Source organism: uncultured Sphingomonas sp. (assembly GCF_937871615.1).
Classification (GTDB): Bacteria; Pseudomonadota; Alphaproteobacteria; order Sphingomonadales; family Sphingomonadaceae; genus Sphingomonas.
The window spans coordinates 107,809-132,121 of sequence record NZ_CALMPA010000071.1 but is presented as its reverse complement, the minus strand read 5'-3'; the positions used below and the strand labels follow the sequence as shown (position 1 = coordinate 132,121).

21 protein-coding genes are annotated in these 24,313 nt (G+C 66.8%); 7 read left to right on the top strand and 14 right to left on the bottom strand.

Annotated elements, in window-relative coordinates; translation table 11 throughout:
- Nucleotides 1-73 precede the first annotated feature (73 nt).
- Complete coding sequence (locus Q0316_RS19505) at nt 74-2,854, bottom strand: M14 metallopeptidase family protein (protein WP_298675704.1); 2,781 nt, start codon at nt 2,852-2,854, stop codon at nt 74-76.
- A 256-nt stretch (nt 2,855-3,110) separates the two neighbouring features.
- Between Q0316_RS19505 and Q0316_RS19500 the strand changes: the two genes are divergently transcribed.
- Nucleotides 3,111-3,563: a MarR family transcriptional regulator gene (locus tag Q0316_RS19500; RefSeq protein WP_298675701.1), complete on the top strand. Its 453-nt coding sequence runs from the start codon at nt 3,111-3,113 to the stop codon at nt 3,561-3,563.
- A gap of 74 nt (nt 3,564-3,637) precedes the next feature.
- On the opposite strand, the gene Q0316_RS19495 is transcribed toward Q0316_RS19500, so the two are convergent.
- From Q0316_RS19495 to Q0316_RS19440, 12 genes are all read right to left on the bottom strand, one after another.
- Nucleotides 3,638-5,755, bottom strand: coding sequence for a methyl-accepting chemotaxis protein (locus tag Q0316_RS19495; RefSeq protein WP_298675698.1), 2,118 nt, complete (start codon nt 5,753-5,755; stop codon nt 3,638-3,640).
- A gap of 30 nt (nt 5,756-5,785) precedes the next feature.
- A complete protein-coding gene (locus Q0316_RS19490) occupies nt 5,786-6,493 on the bottom strand; it encodes a TorF family putative porin (RefSeq protein ID WP_298675695.1) in 708 nt (235 codons plus the stop codon).
- A gap of 93 nt (nt 6,494-6,586) precedes the next feature.
- The gene (locus Q0316_RS19485; protein WP_298675692.1) at nt 6,587-8,305 is read right to left on the bottom strand and encodes a hypothetical protein; all 1,719 of its coding nucleotides are present in this window, start codon (nt 8,303-8,305) and stop codon (nt 6,587-6,589) included.
- 75 nt (nt 8,306-8,380) lie between these two features.
- Complete coding sequence (locus Q0316_RS19480) at nt 8,381-9,451, bottom strand: chemotaxis response regulator protein-glutamate methylesterase (protein ID WP_298675690.1); 1,071 nt, start codon at nt 9,449-9,451, stop codon at nt 8,381-8,383.
- A gap of 4 nt (nt 9,452-9,455) precedes the next feature.
- Complete coding sequence (locus tag Q0316_RS19475; protein WP_298675687.1) at nt 9,456-10,310, bottom strand: CheR family methyltransferase; 855 nt, start codon at nt 10,308-10,310, stop codon at nt 9,456-9,458.
- A gap of 86 nt (nt 10,311-10,396) precedes the next feature.
- Nucleotides 10,397-10,882 (bottom strand): chemotaxis protein CheW, encoded by a 486-nt coding sequence (locus Q0316_RS19470; protein WP_298675684.1) that lies wholly within the window; start codon nt 10,880-10,882, stop codon nt 10,397-10,399.
- Nucleotides 10,879-12,690 carry a methyl-accepting chemotaxis protein gene (locus Q0316_RS19465; protein WP_298675681.1) on the bottom strand — a complete coding sequence of 604 codons (1,812 nt, stop codon included), beginning with the start codon at nt 12,688-12,690 and terminating at the stop codon, nt 10,879-10,881. Before Q0316_RS19465 ends, Q0316_RS19470 begins: the two co-directional genes overlap by 4 nt.
- A 16-nt stretch (nt 12,691-12,706) precedes the next feature.
- Nucleotides 12,707-13,231 (bottom strand): chemotaxis protein CheW, encoded by a 525-nt coding sequence (locus tag Q0316_RS19460; RefSeq protein ID WP_298675678.1) that lies wholly within the window; start codon nt 13,229-13,231, stop codon nt 12,707-12,709.
- A 3-nt stretch (nt 13,232-13,234) separates the two neighbouring features.
- Nucleotides 13,235-15,199 carry a chemotaxis protein CheA gene (locus Q0316_RS19455; protein WP_298675675.1) on the bottom strand — a complete coding sequence of 655 codons (1,965 nt, stop codon included), beginning with the start codon at nt 15,197-15,199 and terminating at the stop codon, nt 13,235-13,237.
- Nucleotides 15,196-15,564, bottom strand: a complete 369-nt coding sequence (locus Q0316_RS19450) for a response regulator (RefSeq protein ID WP_298675672.1) — start codon at nt 15,562-15,564, stop codon at nt 15,196-15,198. The genes Q0316_RS19455 and Q0316_RS19450 overlap by 4 nt, the downstream gene beginning before the upstream one ends.
- Complete coding sequence (locus Q0316_RS19445; RefSeq protein WP_298675669.1) at nt 15,561-15,872, bottom strand: STAS domain-containing protein; 312 nt, start codon at nt 15,870-15,872, stop codon at nt 15,561-15,563. Before Q0316_RS19445 ends, Q0316_RS19450 begins: the two co-directional genes overlap by 4 nt.
- A 195-nt stretch (nt 15,873-16,067) precedes the next feature.
- Nucleotides 16,068-17,213 carry a helix-turn-helix transcriptional regulator gene (locus Q0316_RS19440; protein WP_298675667.1) on the bottom strand — a complete coding sequence of 382 codons (1,146 nt, stop codon included), beginning with the start codon at nt 17,211-17,213 and terminating at the stop codon, nt 16,068-16,070.
- A gap of 415 nt (nt 17,214-17,628) precedes the next feature.
- Here Q0316_RS19440 and Q0316_RS19435 point away from each other — a divergent pair, with 415 nt between their 5' ends.
- Entirely contained in the window at nt 17,629-19,503 is a 1,875-nt protein-coding gene (locus Q0316_RS19435) for a methyl-accepting chemotaxis protein (protein WP_298675665.1), read from the top strand.
- 70 nt (nt 19,504-19,573) lie between these two features.
- Here Q0316_RS19435 and flaF read toward each other — a convergent pair whose 3' ends face one another.
- Entirely contained in the window at nt 19,574-19,936 is a 363-nt protein-coding gene (gene flaF / locus Q0316_RS19430) for a flagellar biosynthesis regulator FlaF (RefSeq protein ID WP_298675663.1), read from the bottom strand.
- Between the two features lie 163 nt (nt 19,937-20,099).
- On the opposite strand from flaF, the gene motA reads away from it, so the two are divergent.
- Genes motA through Q0316_RS19405 form a run of 5 tightly spaced genes read left to right on the top strand, consistent with a single transcriptional unit; the run spans nt 20,100 to nt 24,267 of the window.
- Entirely contained in the window at nt 20,100-20,984 is an 885-nt protein-coding gene (gene motA, locus Q0316_RS19425; protein WP_298675661.1) for a flagellar motor stator protein MotA, read from the top strand.
- Entirely contained in the window at nt 20,977-21,276 is a 300-nt protein-coding gene (locus Q0316_RS19420; RefSeq protein ID WP_298675659.1) for an STAS domain-containing protein, read from the top strand. The genes motA and Q0316_RS19420 overlap by 8 nt, the downstream gene beginning before the upstream one ends.
- On the top strand, nt 21,273-21,638 hold the full coding sequence (locus Q0316_RS19415) for a response regulator (RefSeq protein WP_298675656.1): 366 nt from the start codon (nt 21,273-21,275) through the stop codon (nt 21,636-21,638). The genes Q0316_RS19420 and Q0316_RS19415 overlap by 4 nt, the downstream gene beginning before the upstream one ends.
- Nucleotides 21,635-23,773, top strand: a complete 2,139-nt coding sequence (locus Q0316_RS19410; RefSeq protein ID WP_298675653.1) for a chemotaxis protein CheA — start codon at nt 21,635-21,637, stop codon at nt 23,771-23,773. The genes Q0316_RS19415 and Q0316_RS19410 overlap by 4 nt, the downstream gene beginning before the upstream one ends.
- Nucleotides 23,770-24,267, top strand: a complete 498-nt coding sequence (locus Q0316_RS19405) for a chemotaxis protein CheW (protein ID WP_298675650.1) — start codon at nt 23,770-23,772, stop codon at nt 24,265-24,267. The genes Q0316_RS19410 and Q0316_RS19405 overlap by 4 nt, the downstream gene beginning before the upstream one ends.
- The last annotated feature ends 46 nt before the right edge of the window (nt 24,268-24,313 follow it).

The following is a 24,313-nucleotide window of genomic DNA, read 5'->3' as shown; positions in this document are numbered from 1 at the left end:
AAGCCGTAGCGGGAAGTTGACGTTGGGAAAATGGGGCTGGCGGAGCGGGCGTTTCCCGCCCCGCCGGCCCGTGTCAGCGCGCCGCCGCCACCGCGGGGCCGTAGAGGATGCCGTTGAACAGCAGCTTGAACGTCGCATAGGGCTGCGCGCGCTGCGTCACCTCGGTGCCAAGCGCGAACAATTTGCCGCGCCCGATATCGGCGTCCGCGATCGCAACGGTGCCCTTCAACTTCTCCTGCCCGACTGCCCAGCCGCTGCGCAGCGGCGTCGGCGAATCGAACCACGCGATCGAGGTCGCGCCAGCGCCGAGCGCGAAGGGCTGGTTCTTGTCGAAGAACATATCGACCTTGGGCGTCATCCCGAAGGCCAGCGGCCTGGCGGGATCGACGCTCGCTTCGGCCAGCGAACCGGGAATGTAGAAATCCCTGGCGGCGAGCGCGCTCACCGTGCCATCGGCCTTCTTCGTCACCAGCGCGGGCTGGATCGCGGGCGCGATCAGCGAGGCGAGGTAATTCGCGCCGCCGATGGTGATGACCGTGCCGCCCGCCTTCGCGAAGGCATCGACCTGCGGCGCGGTCTTCTCCGCCGTCACCTTGCCGAGCCAGTCGCGATATTGCGCCGGGATCTCCTCCGGCTTCGGCTGCGTGGTGACATAGCCCGCTTTGTACGCGCCGCCGCGCGGGCCGGCGAAGGTGCCGTCGGCGAACAGCAGCACATCATATTTCGCGTTGAGGTTCCCGGCGTCCAGTTCCTTGGGATAGACGACCGTGAACGGGAACTCATATTGTTCGAGCAGCCAGCGGGTCCAGCCCGCCGGGATCACCCCGCCATAATGATCGACCAGCCCGACGCGCACCGGCCTGAGCGCGATCTTCGTTCCGGCGGGGGCCGTCGCCATACGGTATGCGTCGATGCCGAGCGGCGCGGAATCCGCGACGATCTTCGCGGATTCGGGCGAGGCGGGAATCCAGATCGCGCCGGGGGCGAGCGCCTTGCCGTCTACTTTCGTCGCGGCGGTCAGCCACTGCACTTTCACCCCCGCCTTGAGCAGCCGGTTGGTGAGGATGAAGCTGTTGTTCGCTTCATGCCCGACGATCCAGCCCGCCTTGCCGCTGCCGATCTCGCGCCCCGGCGGCGGGGTGAGCAGATCGGCGGTGACGCGCTGGAACGGGCCATCGAACCCGTCGAGCACGCGATCGAACTGCACGCCCATCTGGAATGCCAGCGTATATCCGGTGATGTCATAGGGCGCCTTGGGTGGGCCGCCGGGATATTCGGCATCGTGCGGATGATCCTGCGGCTCGAACATGTCGAGCACATGCGGGCGATAGGCCTGCGCCGTCTTCACCACATAGGAACCCGCCGGATAACGCTTGCCCCCCGCGGTGAACGGCGCGGTGGCGCGCTCGATATCGACGCCGTTCTTGAGCAGCGCGTTGAGGAAGGCGATCGTTGTCGGCATGTCGCGCTGATCGGGTGTCAGGATATAGCCGCGCGGATCGCGCTTCGCCGGATCGTTGAGGATCGTCTTGTACAGGCCGGAATCGACCGCCTTGGCGCCACGGACAAATTCGTCGTCTTGTGTCTTGTCGCCAGCGGCGGTCTTCACCGCGTCGACGTCTTTCGGCGTGATCGTCCAGCTATCGCGGTTGCCGCGCGCGATCGCGGACGTGCCCATCCGCCAGAAATTCATCAGCAGCCGCTCGCGATTGCGCGAGGCGTAATCGAGCACCGCGCGATCGAGCGACCATTGATATTCGAGGCTGTCCTTCAGATGCCAGTCGCGCGGGCCGATCGGCATCGGCTCGTCATTGCGCGCGAGCTGCGTATCGGGGACGAGCGGGATCTTCTCCGGCGTCGGGCCGCCGATGATCTCGGTGAGCAAGCCGATCGAATTGTGGAAATAGGCGACCGATCGTTCCATCCCATTGTGCCAGGTGGAATAAGGTGCTGCGCTGCGCATCCCCGATCCGGCCTTCTGCTCGGAAACGAGCCGGCTGTGCATCGCCGCGCCCACTTCCTGAAGTTCGGTCATCACGATCGGCGAGTAATTGTAGTTGAACGGATCGCGGAACGGGGGGACGAACACCACCATTCCCGCCGGCCCGGTCTGATGCTGGTTGAAGATGATCTGCGGGAACCACTCCCGGAACAATGCGCGGTTGACCGCCACCGTCTCCGGCATCTGCCCCATGAAGCTGTCACGGTTGTTATCGTGGCCGACATATTTCTGGTACAGGCGCGGGATCGACTTGAACTCGCGTTTCGCCGGATCGGCATTGCGCATGTACCAGTCGGCGACGAGTTGCAGCCCATCGGGATTATCGTGGCCGAACAGGATGATCGTATCGTCCAGCAGGCGCTTCGTCTCGGCGTCCTGCCCGGTCAGCATCCGGTAGAGCACGTGGATCTGGCTCTGCGTCGTCACCGTTTCGGTGGCGTGGAGCCCGGCGTCGATCCACACGATCGCCCGGCCCTCCGCCGCGAGCGCCTTCGCCTGAGCCTCATCCACGCCTTCCGCCTTGGCGAGCTTGCGCGCGATCTCGCGATAATGATCGAGCTTCGCCAGATTGGCGGGGGAGGAGACGATCGCGACCCACATCGTGCGCCCCTCGGCGGATTTGCCGATGTCGATCAGCTTCATCCGATCCGATTGCGCGGCGAGCGCCTTCAGATATTTTTCGTAAGCATCGTAATTGGCGAGATAATAATCGCTGCCCGGCTCGATCGGAAACGCTTCGGCGGGCGAGGGGAGCGCCCCCGCCTTCGCCGTGATCGGTTCCGCCAGCGCCACGTTCGCCTGTGGCAGCGCCGTCGCGATCAGCGCCACGCCGATCAGATAGCTCGTCTTCATCCGTACCCCCATTTGCTCTTATTCGTTTGAATAGATGTGCCCTTGGCGTGGGGCCAGCCGTATCTCATCTCGCGGAAAAAATGCCGTGATTATCGGATGAAGGGCGCAATATCGGCGATGTTCGGCGTGCGTGTGGCGCGCGGCGAATACAGTTTGCGGGCGTGGCTGAGCGAAAAGCGCGCGATCCGGGCAGTGGCGCGATCCGGCGTTTTGCGGGATGATTTGCGGCTGGCGCGATCGCTGCCATAGTGCGCGGATGAGCCGATCCGTCGCCACGCTTCCGCCCTATCGCCAGTCGCTTTCCGGGGCGCTGCTTGCCGCGCGCGAAGCGGTGATGGCGCCGATCCGCCCGATGTTGCGCGCGATGGATGTCACCGAGCAGCAATGGCGCGTGCTGCGTGTGCTGAATGATCTCGGCCCGCTCGATCCGAGCGGTTTGTCTCAGGCAGCGCAGCTTCATGCGCCCAGCGTAACGCGTATCCTGAAGGAACTTGTCGATCGCGAACTGGTCGTGCGCGAGCACGATTCGCATGATCGCCGCCGCTCGATCGTGACCCTGTCAGACAAGGGCGCGACGCTGATCCACACTACCGTGGATCATACGATCGCGACGCTCGAAATCTATCGCGCGCGCTTCGGGGCGGAACGGCTGGAGGCGCTGGCCGCCGAACTGCGCGCGCTGGCCGAGGTGATCGGCAACGCCGGATAGGTCGTGGATGCCGTCAGTCGCGCCTGATACACCCGTGGGGACGGCGTTGCGCTGCCTGACGGCATCCATTTTCGTTACCGCCCGCGCGTTTCGAAGCGCGCGGCCTGATCGTTGAGCGAGATCGCCTCGGTCGTCAGGTTGCGGGCTGCGGCGGAGGTTTCTTCCACCATCGCCGCATTCTGCTGCGTCGACTGATCCATGGTCGCCACCGCGACGCTGATCTGGCTGATCGCGGTGGACTGGGCCTGATTGTCCTTGGCCATTTCGCCCAGCAGCATATGCACTTCGCCGACGCCGCCGGAAATCGTCTCGAAGGTGGAGTCCACGCGGCGCACCGCGTCAACGGCGGTAACGATGTCCGACTGGGTGACGGTGAGCTGGTCTCGCGCGCGCTTGGCTTCTTCCTCCGCGCGCATCGCAAGCGCGGTGACGAGATCGGCGACCACCGCGAATCCACGCCCGGCATCGCCCGCCCGGCCCGCTTCGACGGCGGCGTTCATCGCCAGCACGCGCGTCTGGAACGCGATCTTGTCCACGCCCTCGATCACTTCGTCGATGCCCTTGGCGCTTTCGCTTACCCGGTCCATCGCGGCCACCGCCTCGCCCGCGGTCGCGCGGCCGCTCGATACGGTTCGCAGCGCTTCGTCGGCGCGGGAGACGGTCTGCGTGGCCGCGGTTGCCGAGGTCTTCAGGCGCTGGTCGATCTGGGTGAGGGCGGCTGACGCCTCCTCAAGGCTCGCGGCATTGGCTTCGGTGCGCCGTGCGAGATCCTCCGATGCCTGGGCGATCTCGAGCGAGCCGGAGCGGATGCCGCCCGCGCTCGTCGCCACCGCGCCGATCATGCGCCGCAATTCTCCGATCGCCGCGTTGAAGTTGTTCTTGAGCGCGGCATAGGCAGCCGGGAACGGCGTGGTGATTTCGGCGGTGAGATCGCCGCGCGTCAGCGCGTCCAGCCCCGCACCGATGGAGGTGGTGACGACGCGCTGCTCCTCCGCCGCGCGCTGATCCGCCTCGGCGCGGGAGACGGCGGCCTGGCGGAACACGTCGGCGGCGCGCGCCATCGTGCCGATCTCGTCGCGGCGGGCGAGTTGCGGGATCGCGCAATCCTCGCCGCCGGCAAGACGATCGACGGCTTCGCTCAGCCCCGATATCGGGCGGCCGATGATATTGCGTGCCGCGAAGAACAGGCTGGCCAGCACCGCGCCGACGATCACGATGCCGCCGAGCACGAGTTGCCACACGATCGCGCGCGCCGGCGCGCCGACGGTCGCCTCGGGAATGTCGAGGACGAGCGCCCAGGTGGCGTTGAGGTTGTCCAGCGTCAGCGGCTTGATGACGCGGCGGGTCGGCACGCCATTCACGTCGAGATCGGTGAGCACCTTCGTCTTGCCGCTGGCCAACGCGGCCCTGACCTCGTCGAGGCCGGGGCCGGCGTAGAGCTTGCCGAGCTGCGCCGGATCGGGATTGGCTACCCAACTTGCCCCCGACGAAAGCAGCATGACGCGGCCATCGCCGAACGGGTGCAGCGCGCCGAGCCGCTCGGAAATGCTGCCCAGTTCCATGTCCATCCCGGCCACGCCGATCACGCGCTCGCCCGAACGCACCGGATGGGCGATCGAGGTCATCATCAGGCTCTTGCCGTTTACGTCATAGGCATAGGGTTCGACGATCGCGCCCTTGCCGCTGTCATAGGCGCGGCGGAAATACGGCTTTTCATATGCCCCCGGCTCATTGAGCGGCGACTGGGTGACGACTCCGTTCACCTTCACCCAATAAGGCGTGAAATTGCCGTTGGACGTGGAACCCGGAGCCCCGCTTTTCCCGGCATCGGGGCCGTCCCACTGATCGGGCAGGATCATCGTCCAGCTACCCAGCGCGGTCTTCGACTGGAGCAGATCGGTCTTGAGCACCGCCAGCGCGACGCCGCGATCGTGGGTGCCGTTCGCGTGCATCTTGCCGAGCGCGGAGGACATCGCCCGCGCGGTAGCCTCGAACGCGGCGATATCGGTTTTCACCTGATTGCCCTCGGCGTCCGCCTGCGCGATGGCTGCCTCATCGGAGAGCTTGCCCACGGTGGACCGGGTTTCGATCACCACCGATGAGAAACCGAGCAGCAGCAGCAGGGTGATCGCCAGCCCGGCGACCGTCATCAGCTTTCCCGCTATGTGCATCCGATCGAAGATGTTTTTCATGCTCTTGTTCCTGTGGAAGGAATGGGGGGATCAGAAGCCCGCGCTGATCGAGAACAGGGCGCCGCCGGCGGCCTGGTTATTTCGCTTCAGGTCGGTGTCGACATAGGCGACGCTCAGCGTGACCGGCCCGAACGCGGCGTCCGCGCCGAGCGACCAGTCGTAATAACCGCCCGCGCGGGGGCTGAGCGCGCCCTTGCTGCGCCCGGCATGTGCCTTCAGGGTGAGGGGCGTGTGGGGAACCGGCGCCGCCGCCTCGCCGTAGAGATAGAGGCTGTCGCCGCCGAGCACCGCCTGATCCCAGGCGTAGCTGGTGCCCATCGTGGCTTTCAGCGGGCCGAAATCGTGGGTGAGCTTGGCGCTGCTTTCCATGAAGTTGGTGCGCACCGCGCCGCTGTGGCCGGGATAGGCGTAGTAAGCGATCGCGATATCGACGCTGTCGCGCGGCGACACCATCCGCGCCCAGCCGCCGTAGAGATCGACTTCGGTGGGGCCGTGGTGCTGATCGAGGTCGATCGAGGACGCCCAGGTGCCGATATAGAAGCCGCTATCGTGCGAAAGCCCGATCGTCCCCTGGACGGCTGGCGCCTTGTCGGTCTGCGAAATGCCGCGGAAGCGATAATCGCTGATGAGCGTCGCGGTGCCCGAAACCTTGAACGCGGGCGCCGCATCCTCGGCCATCGCGGCGGGGGCAGAAAGCAAAAGAAACGGGGCCAGCCCCGATGGAATGACGAAACGCATACAAGTTTTCTTTCGGCGCGTTGAAGTATATTTCCATTATAGGAGAGGCCGCGGCCTGTTCGCCCGAACCGGGCGATGTTTGGAATCGTCCGGTCAGAACAGACCGTCGTCGAAATCATCCTCGGCCATCGCTTCTACCGTTCCGGCCGGGTCGGTGGCGTCCTCGGCGGCGGCGAACAGGCGATGAACCTCGCGCTCGCGGGTCATGGTGTAGGTGGCGGCGATTCCGCGAAGCAACTCGTCCAGCAACGGCGCGATATCTTCGCGCGCGGGATCGGTCGCCGCGCCGAATGCGCCGATTCCGGTGGCGATCCGCGACAGATCGGCGACAAGCTGTTCGCAATCGACCGCGCGCTCGATCCCGTCGAGAACAAGCGCCACGGTTTCGATATCGCGCCGCAATGCGGCGAGGCTGGCCTGCAACCGATCACTGCCGGTGCGGATAAAGTCGAGCGATCCGGTCAGCGCGCCGGCTGCATCGGGCACGTCCTCCCATGGCGCGCGGATCGCCGCGGCGGCGTCCGCCAGCCGGTCGAACAGGCTGGAAATATCGGATGATATTGTTTCGAGCTGGTTTGCCAGACCACGGATTTCGCCCGCGACGCTGGCAAGCGCGCGGCCCTCGTCCCCCATGCGGTGGCAGCGCAGATCGGTGTTCCACGCCATCTGCTGCACATCGTTGGTGATGCGATGGATATGCCGCGCGCGGCGCGCGAGATCGTTCGCCGTCGCCGATGCGTCGTTGCCCAACCGGCTCGATCGCGCATCGGCCTCATGCAACTGGCTGGTCAGCGTGGTGACCTGGCGGATGTTGCGTTCCACCGTTTCGAACAAGGCGACGCCCTCGGGCGAAGCGTCCGCGGTGCCGGCGAGTTCGAGCAGCGCCGCGACGCCGGGGCTGATCGCCTGCATACTTTCGGTGAGCACGCGCGAATCCCGCGCCATATCGCGAATGGTATCTTCGGCCTGCGCCGCCAGCATCGCCAGCACATGATCGTGGATCGCGGTTGCGGCGCCGGTGTCGATATCGGGGTGTTCGGCCAGGAACGCGCGCGCCGCGCGAATGCCGTCCGTCACATGCTCAAGCCGTTGCCGCGTGATGTCGCCGATCTGGATCGCGCCGATCGCGGCGGCGACAGGCGCACGCAGCGCACGCGCCACCTCCGCGCTGCGCGTGGCGCGCGCGCTCGAATTCTGCTGGTGAAGGGCGAGCGCGTCGGCATCGGCGTTCAGCTTCTGCGGAACCGCCGGCACGACGCGCCGGCTTTCGGCGGCGAGGCGATGTTCCACATCCTCCACCCCGGCGATGCCCGCGTGCAATCGCTCCGAGGTGCGACCGATCTCACTGATCTCGCGCTCGCCCAGATCAATCCGGGCGAAGATGATCTCGGCGAAATCCGCGAAATCCTGTGCGCCCGCGGCGGCGATCTTGATGTTCAGGCCGCAAATCCTGAGGAAGCTGAGCAGGCGGTTGATCTTCCACATCTGCTGCCCGATCGCGCCGTTCATGGCGCGGATCGTGTCGAACGCGTCCGCGCGCGCCGCCTGCCGCTCGGGAATCCGCATCAGATGACTGGCGGTCGCCTGCATTCGCGCGATCGCGGCGTTGGCGGCATCCTCGTCCAGCGCGTGAATCACGCCGTCGAGGCCGCCGATCAGCCGCTCCACGATGTCATATGCCTCGCCAAGCGTCTGCCCGGCGCGCACGAACCGGCTGTCGAGATTGCTTGTCAGATCGCGCAATTCCGCTTCAAGGCTCTCCAGCGCCGAACATGGTTCGGCGGAGCCCGTTATGTTGTTGGCGAAATACACAATTGCCTCCCGGCTGAACCATCACATGATAGGAAGAAAATCCGCGCCGGGGCACAGGCGGCGGACTGAAATGGGCTAGCGCATGGTCGCCGCGAGCAATTCCCGCGCGATATCGCCAAGCGGCACGATCCGGTCGGCGGCGCCGCGCGCTATCGCTTCCTTGGGCATACCGAACACGACCGAGCTTTCCTCATCCTGCGCGAACGTCCGCGCGCCCGCCTGCTTCATTTCGAGGAGGCCGCGCGCGCCATCGTCGCCCATGCCGGTCATGATGATGCCGATCGCGTTCGATCCCGCCGATCGGGCGGCGGAACGGAACAGCACGTCGACCGACGGGCGATGGCGCGATACCAGAGGCCCGTCGCGCACCACCGCATGATAACGCGCACCCTGCCGCTGGAGCATCAGGTGGCGACCGCCCGGCGCGATCAGCACATGCCCGCGCAGCACCGGATCGCCATCGGCGGCTTCCTTCACGCTCACTTCGCACAGCCCGTCCAGCCGGGAGGCGAAGGCGCGGGTGAAGCGTTCGGGCATATGCTGGACGACAAGGATGCCGGGCGCATTGGCGGGCAGCACCTCCAGCACAGCGCGCAACGCCTCGGTCCCGCCGGTCGACGCGCCGATGCACACCACCATTTCCGTCGTGCGGCTCATCGGCTTGCCATTGGGCGCGGGCAACACCGCGTCGGCGGTCAGCCGCTGCTGCGGGGCGGCGGCGATCGGGCGCGGCTTCGGCCGGTTGCCGACCCGCGCGCGCGCGGCGCCCTTCACCACCTCCCGAATCCGCATATTATGTTCGATCAGATGATCCGCGACGCCGATGCTTGGCTTCAGGATCACATCCACCGCGCCCGCCTCCATCGCCTGAAGCAGGGTTTCCGAGCCGTCTTCGGTCAGCGATGAGCACATCACCACCGGCACCGGGCATTGCTGCATCAGCTTGCGCAGGAAGGTGATGCCGTCCATCCGCGGCATTTCCACATCCAGCGTGATGACGTCGGGCACCTCCTCCTGGATGTGCCGCGCCGCGCTGAACGGATCGGCGGCGGCGGCGATCACCCTGATCTCGGGGTCTTCCTCCAGAACGCGGGTCATCGTCTGGCGGACGCTGGCGGAATCGTCGATCACGAGCACGCGGATCATCGGCTCAGCTCCGGCGGAAGACGGTGTTGGCGACCTGCTCCAGCGGCAGATCAAGCCCGGTGATGGATTCCGAATGGCCGAGGAACAGATGGCCGCCGGGGGCGAGGCAATCGGTAAGGCGGGACACCACGCGGAACTGCGTGGGTTTATCGAAATAGATCAGCACGTTGCGGCAGAATATCAGGTCCATCGGCGCGCCGATCGGATAATGATCGTCCATCAGGTTGAGCCGCGCGAAGCCGATCGCGCTGCGCAAAGCCGGGGCGATGCGCACCTCGCGCCGCGCGGGGTTCCTCGGCGACATGACATATTTGTGCCGCAGCAACGGCGGCACGGGATCGAGCAATTGCGCCGGATAGATGCCGGCTCGGGCGATCGCCAGCACCTCGGTGTCGATATCGGTGGCAAGGATGCCGAACGCGGGGCCGGCGCCGCCTGCGGCGAAATCGTCGAGCACCATGGCGATCGTATAGGCTTCCGGCCCGGTCGAGCAGGCCGCGCTCCAGGCGCGGACCGGCTGGCTGCCGCGCGCGGCGAGCGCGGGAAGCAATGTTTCGCGCAGATAGGTGAAATGCACCGGTTCGCGGAAGAAATCGGTTTTGTTGGTGGTCACCGCGTTGATGAGATGCGGCCTTTCACGATCCGCATTGGTGCCCGCGAATAGGAAATCGCAATATTCGTCGAGCGTCCGCGCGCCGGTCGCGTCGAGCCGGCGGCGAAGCCGGCTCTCCAGCATCGCCTTCTTGTTCGCCGGCATCTTGATGCCCGCCTGATCGTGGATGAAGGCGGCCAGCCGCCGGAAATTGCGCTCGCCGAGTGGCGAGGCGGCGGCATGGGCGAGGCGAGCGGTCGCGGGCAAGGGGGAACTCCGGCAGCGTTCGGGAAGAAGGAGCTGGCGCCGTCTGTCGCGTCGCGCGGCAGACGGCGTGGATCAGGCCGCGTGGATCAGGCGGCGGCCAGCGCCGGGGCGGCGAGCGCCCCGGCATCCGCGGCGGAGAAAATCCGCGCGATATCGAGCAATACGACAAAGCCCTCGGTGCGCCGGATCATGCCGGCGATGAAGTCCGACGGCCATGCCACCCCGATATCCGGCGCCGGCTCGATCGCGCCGCGCTGAAGGCTGCTCACCTCCAGCACGCGATCGACCACCAGCCCGAGCGTCAGCGCCCGATCCTCCAGCGGCACATCCACCACGAGGATGCGGGTGGCAGGGGACGCGACCGTCGCGGGCAGGCCGAGCCGCACCCGGAAGTCGATCGTCGCCACCCCCTGACCGCGCATGTCGGTGAGGCCGAGCAGCCAGGCGGGGCCGTTCGGGATGCGGAAGGTTTCCCGATAATCGAGGATCTCCCGCACATATTCCACCGGCACCGCGAACGTCTCGTCGCCCAGGCCGAAGGTTACCGCCTGGATATCGGCCGCGCCGGTCATGCCGCCTGTCCGAACTCGGCATCCTCCGCATCCGGGCCGCCGTTCGTCAGGTCGAGCGCGAAGCCTTTCGCGCGCGCCTGCTGATCGTGGACCGGGTTGGGCCGCGCGGCGGCCTTCGCAGGGGCCGTCATCGGGCGATGCGTCGCGCGCGGTGCGGCCTGGCGGGGCTTGGCTCCGCCCGCGCGCTGCGCGCCATCGGCGGCGGAAACGCGGAAATAGGAGATGCTGGTCTGCAATTCCTCCGCCTGCGCGGCCAGTTCCTCGGACGTGCTCGAAATCTGCTCCGATGCGCCGGCATTCTGCTGCGTGACCTGATCGAGCTGGCGGATCGCTTCGTTGATCTGGGCCGCCCCGATATCCTGTTCGCGGCAGGCGGCGCTGATCTCGGCGATCAACTCTGCGGTGCGGCGGATATCGGGCACCAGCCGCGTCAGCATCTCGCCCGCCTCGGTGGCGGCGTGAACCGTATCGGACGAGACCGCGCCGATTTCAGCCGCCGCCGTCTGGCTGCGCTCGGCGAGCTTGCGCACTTCGGAGGCGACCACCGCGAAGCCGCGGCCATGCTCACCGGCGCGCGCGGCCTCCACCGCCGCGTTGAGCGCGAGCAGATCGGTCTGGCGCGCGATTTCCTGCACGATGCCGATCTTGTCCGCGATGGTGCGCATCGCGATCACGGCCTTTTCCACCGCGACGCCGCTGGTTTCGGCATCCTTGGAGGACTGGCGCGCGATCTTCTCGGTCTGCGCGGCGTTGTCGGCATTCTGTTTGATGTTGGCGGCCATCTCCTCCATCGAAGCGGAAGCCTGTTCCGCCGCGGCGGCCTGCTCGGTCGCCCCCTGCGATACCTGCTCCGAGCTTGCCGAAAGCTGCTGGCTGCCGGTCGACACATTATTCGCGGCGGCGTTGGCATTGCCCACCACGCCGCGCAGGCGCTCGATCATGCGGACCAGCGCGTGGCCGAGCATGTCCTTCTGCGAAAGCGGGGTATGCTGCATCGTCAGATCGCCATTGGCGATCTTGTCCGCGAGGCCGGCGCTGACGCGCAGGTTGGCGGTCATGCCGTTGACGGTATCGACGAGATCGCGGATTTCGTCGTTCGACGTGACTTTGACCTCCTGTTCGAGATCGCCGATCGCCACCGCGTCCACGGCATGGGCAATGCGCTTCAGGCCGCGCGAAACGATCATCGAAAGCCAGACGGCGCCCGCCAGCGCGACGAGAAAGGCGATGACCGATGCGGTAAACAGGATCGTGCGCGCATCGAGATAGACCTGTTCGGCGTTCTTGCTGGCCTGCTCCATCTCATCGCGCGCCTGATCGACCAGATCCTGCGAATATTTGAAGATCTGATCGTTGGCGCGGCGCCCGTCACCAAGCGAAAGCACCCCGGATTCGGCGTTCTTGTTCGACAGGCCCAGCATACGGATCCTGTCGTCGATCGGCTTGAAGGTTTCGTAGGTCGCCCGGATATTGCGCCAGGTATCCTTGCTCGCCGGGGTGGCGAGATGTTCGCCCTTGTCGAGCAGTTCTTCGAAAATGCCGCGCGACTTGGTGATCTTCGCGTCGAATTCCTTCCCGAGTTCCGTGTCGGTGGTGAGTGCGATATTGCGTTCGTTGCGGGCGATGTCGCTGAAGTTCGCGCGGATCAGTTGCGCGACATCCAGCCGCGCCGACGGGCCGGCGATCAGATCGCCAATGGCCTGATTGAGCGATGCCATCCGCAGCACGGCGGTGGTGCTCACCGCGATCAGCACCGCGATGACAATGCCGAAGGTAATTCCGAGTTTCAGCTTGATTGTAGCGCGCATGGGTTTCCCCCTGGGGTTATTGGTGGACGGTGGAGGCGGGCCGCTGCGCGGAATCGCCACCTTCTCCGGCGAGTGAAGAATGGAAAATGGCCGGCAGGTCCGGCAGGATGACCACGCCATCGGCATGGCGGACGAGATCGCGGACGTAATCGCGCCGCCAGCGCATCCCGATCGCGGGCGGCGGTTCGCTGCTGTCGCGGCGTAGCGTGGCGACCTCGTGAACCTTGTCGGCGCGCAGGCCGATGTGGATCGGCTCGTCTTCGGTGGCGATTTCGATCACCACGATCCGGCTGTCCACGGTGCGATCGCCGCTCGGCATCCCGAACGCGACCCTCAGATCAGCGAGCGGAATGATCCGGCCACGGAAATTGATGACGCTCGCCACGAGCGGCGGCGCGCCGGGCACGACGGTTTCGGGCAGCAGATCGAGGATCTCACGGACGAGCACGGCTTCGAGCGCGAGTGTCTCGCCGCCGATATCGAAGGTCAGCACCTCCAGCGTGCCGGATTCATCCCAGTTGGTGGGTGTTGGTTCGGTCATAGCTCATCCAGCGGCGCGCAGCCGCTCCTCCTGATGCTGGCCAAGGGCGACGAGCTGCGTCACGTCGAGGATCAGCGCGACATCGCCGTCGCCGAGGATCGTGGCGCCCGCGAAGGTCGTCACCTCGCGATGCAGCGGCGACATGGATTTGATGACGGTCTGATGGCTGCCGATGATCTGATCGACCACCAGCCCGACGCGCTCCGCGCCCGTCGCGATCACGACGATCTTCTGGTGCGGATCGGGCCGGGTGCCGGTGTCGAACAATTCGCGCAGCCGGAGGAACGGCACCAGCCGGTCCCGGAGCGAGATCAGGCTGCGTCCGCGCGCGCGCAGATCGTCTTCGAGGCTCAGCTCGATACATTCCTCGACCGCGGCGAGTGGGATGACGTAGCGCCCCTCGCCGACGCGCACGAGCAGCCCGTCGATGATCGCGAGCGTCAGCGGAATCCGCAGCTCGATCACCGATCCTTCGCCGGGCGTACTGGTCACGTCGATCGCGCCGCGCAGGCTTTCGATCGTGCGCTTGACGACATCCATGCCGACGCCGCGCCCGGAAAGGCTGGTGATTTCGGCGGCGGTGGAAAAGCCGGGGTGGAAGATGAGCTGAAGCAGATCATGATCGGCAAGCTGCTGCCCCGGCTGGATCAGCCCGTGCGCTTCGGCCTTCGCGCGCACCCGTGCCCGATCAATGCCGCGCCCGTCGTCGCGGATGGTGATGACCACCTCGCCGCCCGCCTGATGCGCGGTGAGCGCGATGCGCCCGGCCTCGGGCTTGCCGGCGGCGATGCGCTCCGCAGGCGTCTCCAGCCCATGATCGCAGGCGTTGCGGATCAGGTGGATGAGCGGATCGGCGAGACGCTCGATCACCGTCTTGTCGACCTCGGTGCTTTCGCCTTCGGTGTGGAGGTCGATCGCCTTGCCGGTATCGCGCGCCAGATCGTGGACAAGGCGGCGGAAGCGGCTGAACAGCGTGGCCACCGGCACCATCCGCAGCACCATCATCGTGTCGCGCAATTCACCGGCGAGCCGCTCGATCTCCTCCGATATCGAACGCAGCGCGAGACTGCTGCCGACGGCGTTGGCGAGCTGCGACAACCGGCTCTGCACGATCACCAGTTCGCCCACCCGGTTCATCAGCTCGTCGAGCCGCTCAGCCGGAACGCGGACATTCTCGCCCTGCGGTTTGGCGGTGGCGCGCGTCGCCGGGGCGGCGCTGTCGTTGGCGGCGGCGGGCGCGGACGTGGTCGGCGTCGCCGCCGGCTCGCTCGGGGCATCGGGCGCCGCGAGCGGCTCGATGCGCAATTCCATATCGTCCATCACGAAGATGAACACGTCCTCGATATCCTCGCGCGTGATGTCTCCGCGCAATTCCGCTTCCCACGCGATATGGCATTCGCTTGGGATCAGCGCGGGGAGGGGCGGGATCGCGTCGGGATGCGCGACGATGCGGCACTCGCCGAGCGCGCGCAGTTCGTCGAGCAGCGTCAGCGGGTTGGTGCCGTTCGCCATCGCATCGGCGGGGAGGCGGAAAAACAGCCGCCAGCCGCGTTGCGGCGACGGTGCGCCACCAGTCGTGGCGTCGAGCGGCGGCGCCCCGTCGATCGCGGCTTGCAGATCGGTGAGGATGGCGTCGCCCGCGGCCTCCAGCCCGGCGCCGTCGCCTTCCACCAGCGCGCGCATATGGTCTCGTGCCGAAAGGATCACCGCGACCAGTTCGGCGGTGGCGGGGGCCAGCCCCTTGCGGACGCGGTCGAACGCCGTCTCGCAATGATGGGTGAAGCTGGCGAGCGCATCGAAACCGAACATCGCGCCCGATCCCTTGAGCGTGTGCAGCCCGCGAAACACCGCATCGACGAGATCGCGATCGTCGAGCCGGTGGCCGAGGTCGAGCAGCGCCTGTTCGATCTGGTCGAGCAGGTCGCTCGCCTCCAGCCGGAATGCGGCGATCGGATCGGGCGCGCTCACCGGCCAAGCACCTTCTTGGCGACGCGGATCAGTTGTTCGGGGACGAACGGCTTCACCAGCCAGCCGGTCGCCCCGGCGGCTTTGGCCTGCTGCTTCATCGACTCATCGCTTTCGGTGGTGAGAAAGATGATCGGCGTGCCGCAATTGCCGGGATCCTTCCGCAGTTCGCGGATCATCGTCAGCCCATCCATGTTCGGCATGTTGAGATCGGCGATAATCATGTCGAACGACGTGGCCTTCGCGGCGTTCAGCCCCTCCAGCCCGTCGCCGGCTTCGGAAACGGTATAGCCCGCGCCGGTCAGCGCGATGCGGATCGCCATGCGCAGGCTAGGTGAATCGTCGACCGTGAGGATCGAGGCGGTCATTGCGGCAATTCTCCGTGGAACCAGAAATCGAGATCGTCGCGCGTGGGGGCGGCGAGAAAACCCGCGCGATCGAGCAGATCGGCGACATGCGCGGGGGCAGGGACGACGAGGCGCAGCACGCGCCCGGCGTCGGCCACCGCGCGGCGGGCGGCGTGGATCGTTTGCACGAAGCTCAGATCGACCTCGCCGATCGCCGCGAGATCGACCGTCACGTCAATCGCGCCGTCGCAAGCCTGCGTCAGTTGTTGGTGCAATGTCGCGATGTTGCGGATGGTCACCGGCCCGGAAAGTTCGATGGCCATCGTCATGCGCGCCTCGCGAAATTCTTCGCGGTCATATGCGGCGTTCCTCTGTCGATGTGCGTCGATTAGTTATAGACGCAACGAGCGACGTAGGGGCCGGGGCGGCGCTATTTTGTGGGCGATGCGCCGATGCGCCGATGCGCTCGGGGCGGATCGGCGGGGAAATGATGGGCGGCCCGCGCGCCTGGCGCGGGCGGGAAGCTAAACGAAAATCGCGCTGACGATCGCCGCGAGCGTATCCGGCGCGCACGCGTCCAGCACGATTTCCAGCGGCGGGTTCGTGCTGTAGCCGATCATGCGCCCATCCCGATCGGCGCCGACCGAAAGAACGCGCCACCCGTCCTGCTCGCGCAAGGCGGCAAGCCCGCCCGGCGCGGGATAGCGATCCGGGTCGACGATCAGCGTGGCCTGCGCGGGCAGCCCGCCGCCAAGCGTGGCGCGACACATGCGCAGCCCGAAGGCGCGGCGCCCGGCGATGCGCGGGGCCTCGATCATCGTGCCGGTCGGCGCACAGGAAACAAGGCCGTCCGGCTGCGGCGCGCCATGGACGGGCACCAGCCGCGTCGCGACGGCGACCGCGCTGACGCGGGTGGCCGGGGCGGGCGCGGTGGTGGCTGTCGCGGTCGCTGTCGCATCCGCCGATGGCGGTGCGACTGGCGCGCCGGGGCTGGCGGCGAGCAGGTCCGCGATTTCGGCGATGCGCTGGCGGCTGCGCACATGCCGGCTTTCCGGGGTGGCGATCGCCCCGATGAACTGATCCAGTTCTCCTGCTTGATGCTGACGCGTCACTTCCTGGCGGAGTTGGGCTTCATTCGCCACGCCCATTATTCCCAGCACCGCCGCGCGCGTCGCGCCGTTCCACCGGCCGAACGGCTTCAGCGCGTTTTCGAGCCGCGAGAGATTGACCGGCGCGATGCCGAAGTCGCGCTCGATCGCGGCGATGGTGAGATCGCGATCGCGCGCGCGCCGCACCCGTAGCGCCGCTGCGAGCAACATGGCGAAGCGCACTTCGTCCAGATCGTCCTGATTGCCGGCGAACGGCTCCGCCCAGCGCTCGATATCGAAGGCCGGATGGTCGATGTCGATCAGCAGTTCGGATGGCGCGATCCGCAACGCCGCGGCGATGCGCCGCAATTCCTCCGGCCGGGCGAATACCTCACCGCGCTCGATCTTCGACAGGCGAATATAGGGAATGTCGCGAAGTTCGGCGGCGAAATGCAACAGGCGCGCGTGTCCGGCCCGCTGCCTGAATTCGCGCATCCGATTGGGGAATATGAATGCGCGATAGCGGTCGATCACCGGCTTGTTGCCGCCGTTCCGTTCCGCGCCGCTGTCCGTGCCGGACATCTGCCTATTCGTCCTCTTTCCTCGATTCCACCGTGGGGCGGGTTAATCCTCAAACCGCGAATATATCCTGAATGCTTATTCGCAAGGACAAAAATTACTCAATTATCGGTGATATAGGGATGAATTCTTGAGGGTGATCCCTTGACGCCACAATGGCGACCGAACTGGTTTGGAAAATATCAAAAAGGTGGTGCGGATGCCACGCTGTGGCGCGGCGCGGAGCGAGGAAAACCGTCGCTCGCCGGAAATGTTCCCGCCATTGTCGCTCGTGGCTGACCGGCGCGCCTGCTCAGGGGCGGGCGATGCGCGGCGCGCCTGCCGCAGTGGGGGTGAAACCTTCCTATAATTAGTCAGGCCCGGCGCTTCGCCGTGCTCCCCGACAAACCTGCGTCAGCGCCTGACGGATTGGAAAACCATGTTCGCTTTCGTCGATAACTGGCGGCTTGCAAAGAAGATGCTCGCCGCCTTCGCTTTTCTCGCGTTGTTCAGTGGCGCGCTCGCCCTCAACGCCTGTCTTTCGAACCGCTGGCTGACCGCCGCCGGCACAATGCACGTCGAGCGTGGCGTGGCGGGGACGCGTGCGCTGGGGGAGATGCTCGGCGAAATCGCCGATCTGCAATATGCGGTTTCCGGCTTCGCCGACGCGACTGACGCGGCGCGGCAGGGCGAATTACGCACCCGTGCGGCCAAGGGGCGCGAGCGGCTGTCCGCCGGCCTCGCCGACTATCAGAAGATCGCCGGGCCGGAGTTGCAGGGCGAAGCCGCGCAGCTCCAGTCGACGGTGGCGGAAATGCTTGGCGTCGATGAACGCATTTTCGCGCTTGGCGCGGCGGGCGATCGCGCCGGCATGATCGCCTTGGCCAAGGGCGAGTGGGGCGCGCGCTCGACCAAAGCATTGACGGAGACGCGCAACCTGATCGACCAGATGGCCGATCGTTCGCACAAGGCGAATGAGCGCAATGTCGCGGACGCGTATCTCGCGTTCCTGTTCACGATCGGCGCATCGCTCCTTTCGCTGTTCACGCTCGGCTGGATCTGGCTGGCGATCAGCCGCACGGTGGCGCGGCCGATGGCCGATCTCGCCGTGGTGACCACCGCGCTGGCGGAAGGCGAGGCGCGCACCGTGCCGCATCGCGCGCGCGGCGACGAGATCGGGCAGATCGCCAACGCGGTCGAGCAATTCCGCCTTGCCGCCGCGCACCGCGCGCAAGCCGATGCCCAGGCCGCCGCAGAGCGGCAAGGCGTCACCAGTTCGCTTGCCGAGGCGCTCGCCGCGTTGCGCGGGGGCGATCTCACCGCGCGGATCACGACCGAATATCCCGCCGGCTTCGCCGAACTGCGCGACAATTTCAACGACGCGCTGGCGAGCCTGCGCGAGCTGATCGGATCGGCGCTCGGCTCGACCGAGGTGATCCGCGTCGGCTCGGGCGAGATCGCGCAGGCATCCGAGGATCTGGCGCGCCGTACCGAGGCCAATGCCGCGAGCCTTGAGCAGACCTCCGCCGCGCTGGCCGAGATGGATCAACGCCTGAAGGCCGGGGTCACCGCCGCGGCCAGCACCGTCGCGCGCGCCGATGGCGCGATCGCGACCGTCGCCGGTGGGCGCGATATCGCCGACAATGCGGTGCGCGCGATGACCCGCGTTAGCGAAAGCGCGCAAGGCATCGACGGCGTGATCGAGGGGCTGGACAAGATCGCATTCCAGACGCGCGTGCTGGCGATGAACGCCGCCGTCGAGGCCGGGCGCGCGGGCGAAGCCGGGCGCGGGTTCGCGGTGGTGGCCGATCTCGTATCGGCGCTGGCGATGCGCGCGGAGGAAGAAGCCGGGCGCGCGCGCGCGCAGCTCACCACCACCCAGACGGATATCGTGGCCGCGGTGGAAATGGTGCAGAAGGTGGATGCCGCGCTGGCCGATATCCGCGACGACGTGAGCGAGGTCCATTCGCTGCTCGGCAAGATGGCGGAGGATAATCAGGCGCAATCCACCGCCGTCACCCAGATCAGCAGCGCGATCGGCGCGATGGATCAGGCGACGCAGCAGAATGCGGCGATGGTGGAGGAAACCTCGGCGGCGGCGCGGAACCTGACGAGCGAGGTGGCGCTGCTCGCGGGGCAGGCCGGGAAGTTCAACACCGGCCAGGCGGCGCGCGTCGAGATTCGCAAGCCTGCGGTGGCGGCGGACAAGCCCTATGTCTCGCCGGTGGCGCCGCTGCCGATCGCGCCGATCTCGAATGACAATATGGCGGCGCCCGCGTCGCGCGTGATGGTCGACGACTGGGCGACCTTCTGAAAATGCGAACGCCCGGCGGGAGGGGGAGCGGCGATCCGCTGTTCCCCCTCCCGCCGGGCGTTCAACGCGCTCAGGCGGCGGCGAGCGCCGGGCCGCGCAGGCCCTCCATGATCGTGCGGTTGAGGTCGATCAGCTCGCCGATCCGCGCGCGCCCCGCCACCACCTCGCTGGTGAAGCGATCGACCCATAGGGCGAGCGAGATGAGCTGCGCGCGCAGCGCCGGGGGCAGGCCGTTGCCCGTCGTGCCGCAATCAGCCGAGAAGGCCGACCACATTTCGCGGTTGCGGTGCAGCGCGGGCATCAGCCCCGGCCCGCTCAGGCCATTTTCCTCCGCCTCCATCATTTCGCCGGTGATCTGGCCGAGCAGCCGCAATTCTGCGGCGCGGGGCGTCTCGGCCCGCGCACGGGCCGCGTGATAGGCATTCAATGTCATGCTGGCTCCTTTGCTGACGAAATAATTGTAGGATGGATTGCGCCATTTGAGCCGATGGCGGCGCGACATTCGGGCGCGGACACCAATTTGGCGGCGGACGCCCGGCAGGCCGGCGATCATCCTATAATTCCCACATCACCAGAACAAGGACTTCGCTCCCGCCATGCTGAACGGCGCAGGTTTCCTCATCATTCTCGGCTGTGTGTTCGGGAGCTTCATCATTTCCGGCGGCAAGCTGGAGATCATCCTTCATGCGCTGCCGCATGAGATGATGGCGATCGCGGGCGCGGCGCTTGGCGCGTTCATCGTCGGCAATTCGACCGCGACGCTCAAGAAAGCGATGGCCGGCATAAAACGCGCATTCCGCGGGCCGCGCTGGAAGGAACAGGATTATGCCGATCTTCTCACGCTGATGTTCGGGCTGCTTTCCACCTTCAAGAAGGATGGCGCGACCGGGATCGAGGCGCATCTCGACGCGCCGGAGGCGAGCCCGCTGTTCGGGGCCTATCCCCGGCTGCTGGCCGATCGCGGGCTGATGGAATTCGTCTGCGACTATCTGCGGATGATGACGCTGAATTTCGAGGATCCGCATCAGCTCGAAGCGGTGATGGAGGCCGATATCGAACGCCACCATCACGAGGAATCCGGCCCGCAGCACGCCTTGCAGGTGATGGCCGATGGCCTGCCCGCGATCGGCATCGTCGCCGCCGTGCTTGGCGTCATCAAGACGATGGGCTCGATCGACCAGCCGACCGAAATCCTTGGCGCGATGATCGGCGGCGCATTGGTCGGCACCTTCCTTGGCGTGCTGTTAAGCTATTGCGTGGTCGGCCCGATCGCCGGCAAGTTGCAGGAGACGATCGACGCCGATCGCCAGCCCTATGCCGTGGCGAAGGCGGCGATCGTCGCTTATGCCCAGCATCAGCCCGTCACGGTCGCCGTGGAAATCGCGCGCCGCATGACGCCATCGGCACTGGCGCCGAGCTTCCAGCAACTCGAATCCGTTCTTGATGAGGCGCGGGACGGACTGGCGGTGGCCCGTGGCTGAGCCGATGGACTGCCCGCCGCGCCTTTCGCCCAACGCCACCACCGTGAGCGCGCCTGCGCTGCGCGATAGCCTGCTCGCCGCGATGGCGGGGGATGGCGCGATCGCGGTCGATGCGTCGGCGGTGGAGAATATCGGCCAGGCCGTGCTCCAGATTCTCGTCGCCGCCTGCGCCGAGGCGCGCGGCGCGGGGCGCGCCTTCGCCATCATCGACCCAAGCCCCGCGTTCGTGGAGCGGGTCACGCGCTGCCGGCTGGCCGCCGCGGTGGGCCTCGAAACGGGAGATTCCCTGTGACCAAGTTGATTCTGACCGTCGATGATTCGGCGAGTATGCGGATGTTGCTGCGCGCCTCGCTTTCCGCGCAGGGCTTTCGCATCGAAGGCGCGAACGACGGCGTGCACGGCCTGGAGCGGATGCATGAGCTGAAGCCCGATCTGCTCATCACCGATATCAACATGCCGCGCATGGACGGTTTCGAGCTGATCGAGGCGGTGCGCGCCCTATCCGAATTTCGCGGTACGCCGATCCTGGTGCTCTCCACCGAATTTTCGGACGAGAAGAAGGTGCGCGCGCGCGATGCCGGCGCGACCGGCTGGATCACCAAGCCGTTCGACGCGGACAAGCTGGGAGCGGCGATCCGCCGGGTCTGCCCGTGAGCGACGATTTCGACGATATCCAGGCGATCTTCTTCGAGGAATGCGCCGAAGGGCTGGCGACCGCCGAGGCGGGGCTGTCGGCGATGCGGGACGGAGACGTTTCGGCGGAGGTTATCGCCGGCGTGTTCCGCGCGGTCCATTCGATCAAGGGCGGCGCGGGGGCGTTCGGGCATGGCGCGCTGACCGCCTTCGCGCACACGTTCGAGAATGTGCTGGACGAGGTGCGCGCGGGCCGGATCGCGCCGACGCAGGGCGTGGTGGGCGTGATGCTGACCGCGTTCGATGTGTTGAGCGACCATGTGGAGGCGGCGCGCGGCACCGCGCCCAGCCCGGCCGACGCCGCCGCGCTCGCCGCGCTGGAAAAGGTGCTGGAGAATCGCGGCGCGCCAGCCGCGCCCGCTGCCGCGCCCGCCGCGCTGGCGGAGCCGCCGGTCGTGGCCGTCGATGATTTCGGCTTTACCCCGGTCGCGGTGTCGCTCGATGATTTCGATGCGCCGCCCGCGCCGGACACGGCATGGGTGGTTACGTTCCGTCCGTCGCGCGCGGCGCTCGCCAATGCGGGCGAACCGCTGCTGATCGTGCGCGAGCTGGAGCGGCTGGGCGGCGAAATGGTGTCGGTCGATTCGTCGGCGGTGCCGGGCCTTGCCGATCTCGATCCGGAGGACGCGTGCCTTGCATGGACGCTCCGCGTGCCGGGCGAGGTGGCCGAGGTCGATATCCTCGATTGCTTCGATTTCATCGACCCGGATTCGTTCGTCGATGTGGCGCGTGCCGCGCCGGCGGCGGATGCGCCGATCGCGGACGATCCGGGCGCGGAAGCGGGCGCTGACGATATGGGGTTCACGCCGGTCGCGGTGGCGCTCGATGATCTCGTCGCGGAGGTGGCGCCGCCGCCGCCTGTCGTTCCGGAGAGCGCGCCGGTCGCGCCCGTCGCTTCCGCGCCCAAGCCGGCGGCGGACGGCGCGCAGACGATCCGCGTCGATCTGGGCAAGCTCGATATGCTGCTAAACCTCGTCGGCGAACTGGTGATCCGCAATTCCATTCTCGCCGATCGGCTGTCACCGGCTGATCGCCAGCGGGTGGAACTGCCCGAGCTGGCGCGGCTGACCCGGCAGATTCAGGATAATGTGATGTCGTTGCGCGCGCAGCCGATCCGCCAGGCGTTCAGCCGCGTGCCGCGCCTGCTGCGCGATCTTTCGGCGGGGACGGGCAAGGCGATCAGGCTGGAAACCCATGGCGAGACGACCGAGGTGGACAAGGGGGTGATCGAGAAGATCGGCGATCCCCTGACGCATCTGATCCGCAACGCCGCCGATCACGGGCTGGAAAGCGCGGAGGAGCGTGTCGCGGCGGGCAAGCCGGCGGAAGGCATGATCCGCCTTTCCGCCGAACAGCGTGGCGCGCGCATCTTCGTGCGGGTGGAGGATGACGGGCGCGGCATTGATCGCGAACGCGTCCGCGCCAAGGCGATCGAACGCGGGATCATCACCGCCGATGCGCAGCTTTCCAATGAGGAGATCGACCAGCTTATCTGCGCGCCGGGATTCTCGACGGCGGAGAAAGTGTCGAACATCTCCGGGCGCGGCGTGGGGATGGATGTGGTCCGTTCGAACGTCGAGGCGCTTGGCGGGCGGGTCGAAATCCTTTCGGTGCCTGGGCGCGGGACGACCTTCACCATGGCGTTGCCGCTGACGCTTGCGATCCTCGACGGGATGATCGTCCGGCTCGCTGGCCAGCGTTTCGTGCTGCCGCTGGCGCACGTGCTCGAAACCGTCCAGCCCGAGCCGGGGCAGATGAAGCGGCTCTCGCCCACCAACGAGGTGATCGACATGCGCGGCGATTATGTGCCGGTGCGCCGCGTCAGTGATATCTTCGGGATTGACGACGCCCGCGCCGTCGCTGACCCGATCGTCGTCATCGTGGAGAGCGAAAGCTCGGGCAAGGTCGGGCTGGTTGTCGACCTGATCGACGATCGCCGCGAGGTAGTCATCAAGAGCCTCGAACAGAATCTTCACCCCGTGCGCGGGCTGGGCGGCGCCACCATCCTTGGTGACGGCTCGATCGCCCTCATTCTCGACATCGACGCGCTTGTCGCCTCGCCCAACCGATATCTGCCGAAAGGAATGGCCGCATGACCGCCCCCAATGATTCCGCCGCCGCCGATCGCAAGATCGTCACCTTTTCGCTCGGCGAGCGGACATTCGGCATCGACATGGGCGCGGTGATCGAAATCCGCGAATGGGAGGCGCCAACCCCGCTGCCCAACGTGCCGGGCTATATCAAGGGCGTCACCAATCTGCGCGGCAATGTCGTGCCCGTTGTCGGGCTGGCCGAGCGGCTGGGCTGGGCGGCGAGCGAGATACATCCGCGCTCGTGCATCCTGGTGGTGAGCATCGCCGGGCGCCAGGCGGGTTTCCTGGTTGATGAGGTCAACGAGATCGTCGCGATCGCCGCCGCCGACGTGCAGCCCGCGCCCGAGACGGAAACGCTTGAGCCGAGCATGATCGCCGGGCTGGTGCGGATCGCGATCCGCCAGCGCGATGGGTCGCGCGACGAAAAGGGCGAAATGGTGCTGCTGCTCGATCTCGATGCGCTCAGCCTCACCCGGCATCTGGATATCGCGGCATGAGCATCGCGCCGGGCGTGGCGACGCTCGCGGCCCCGGCCGATCCCGC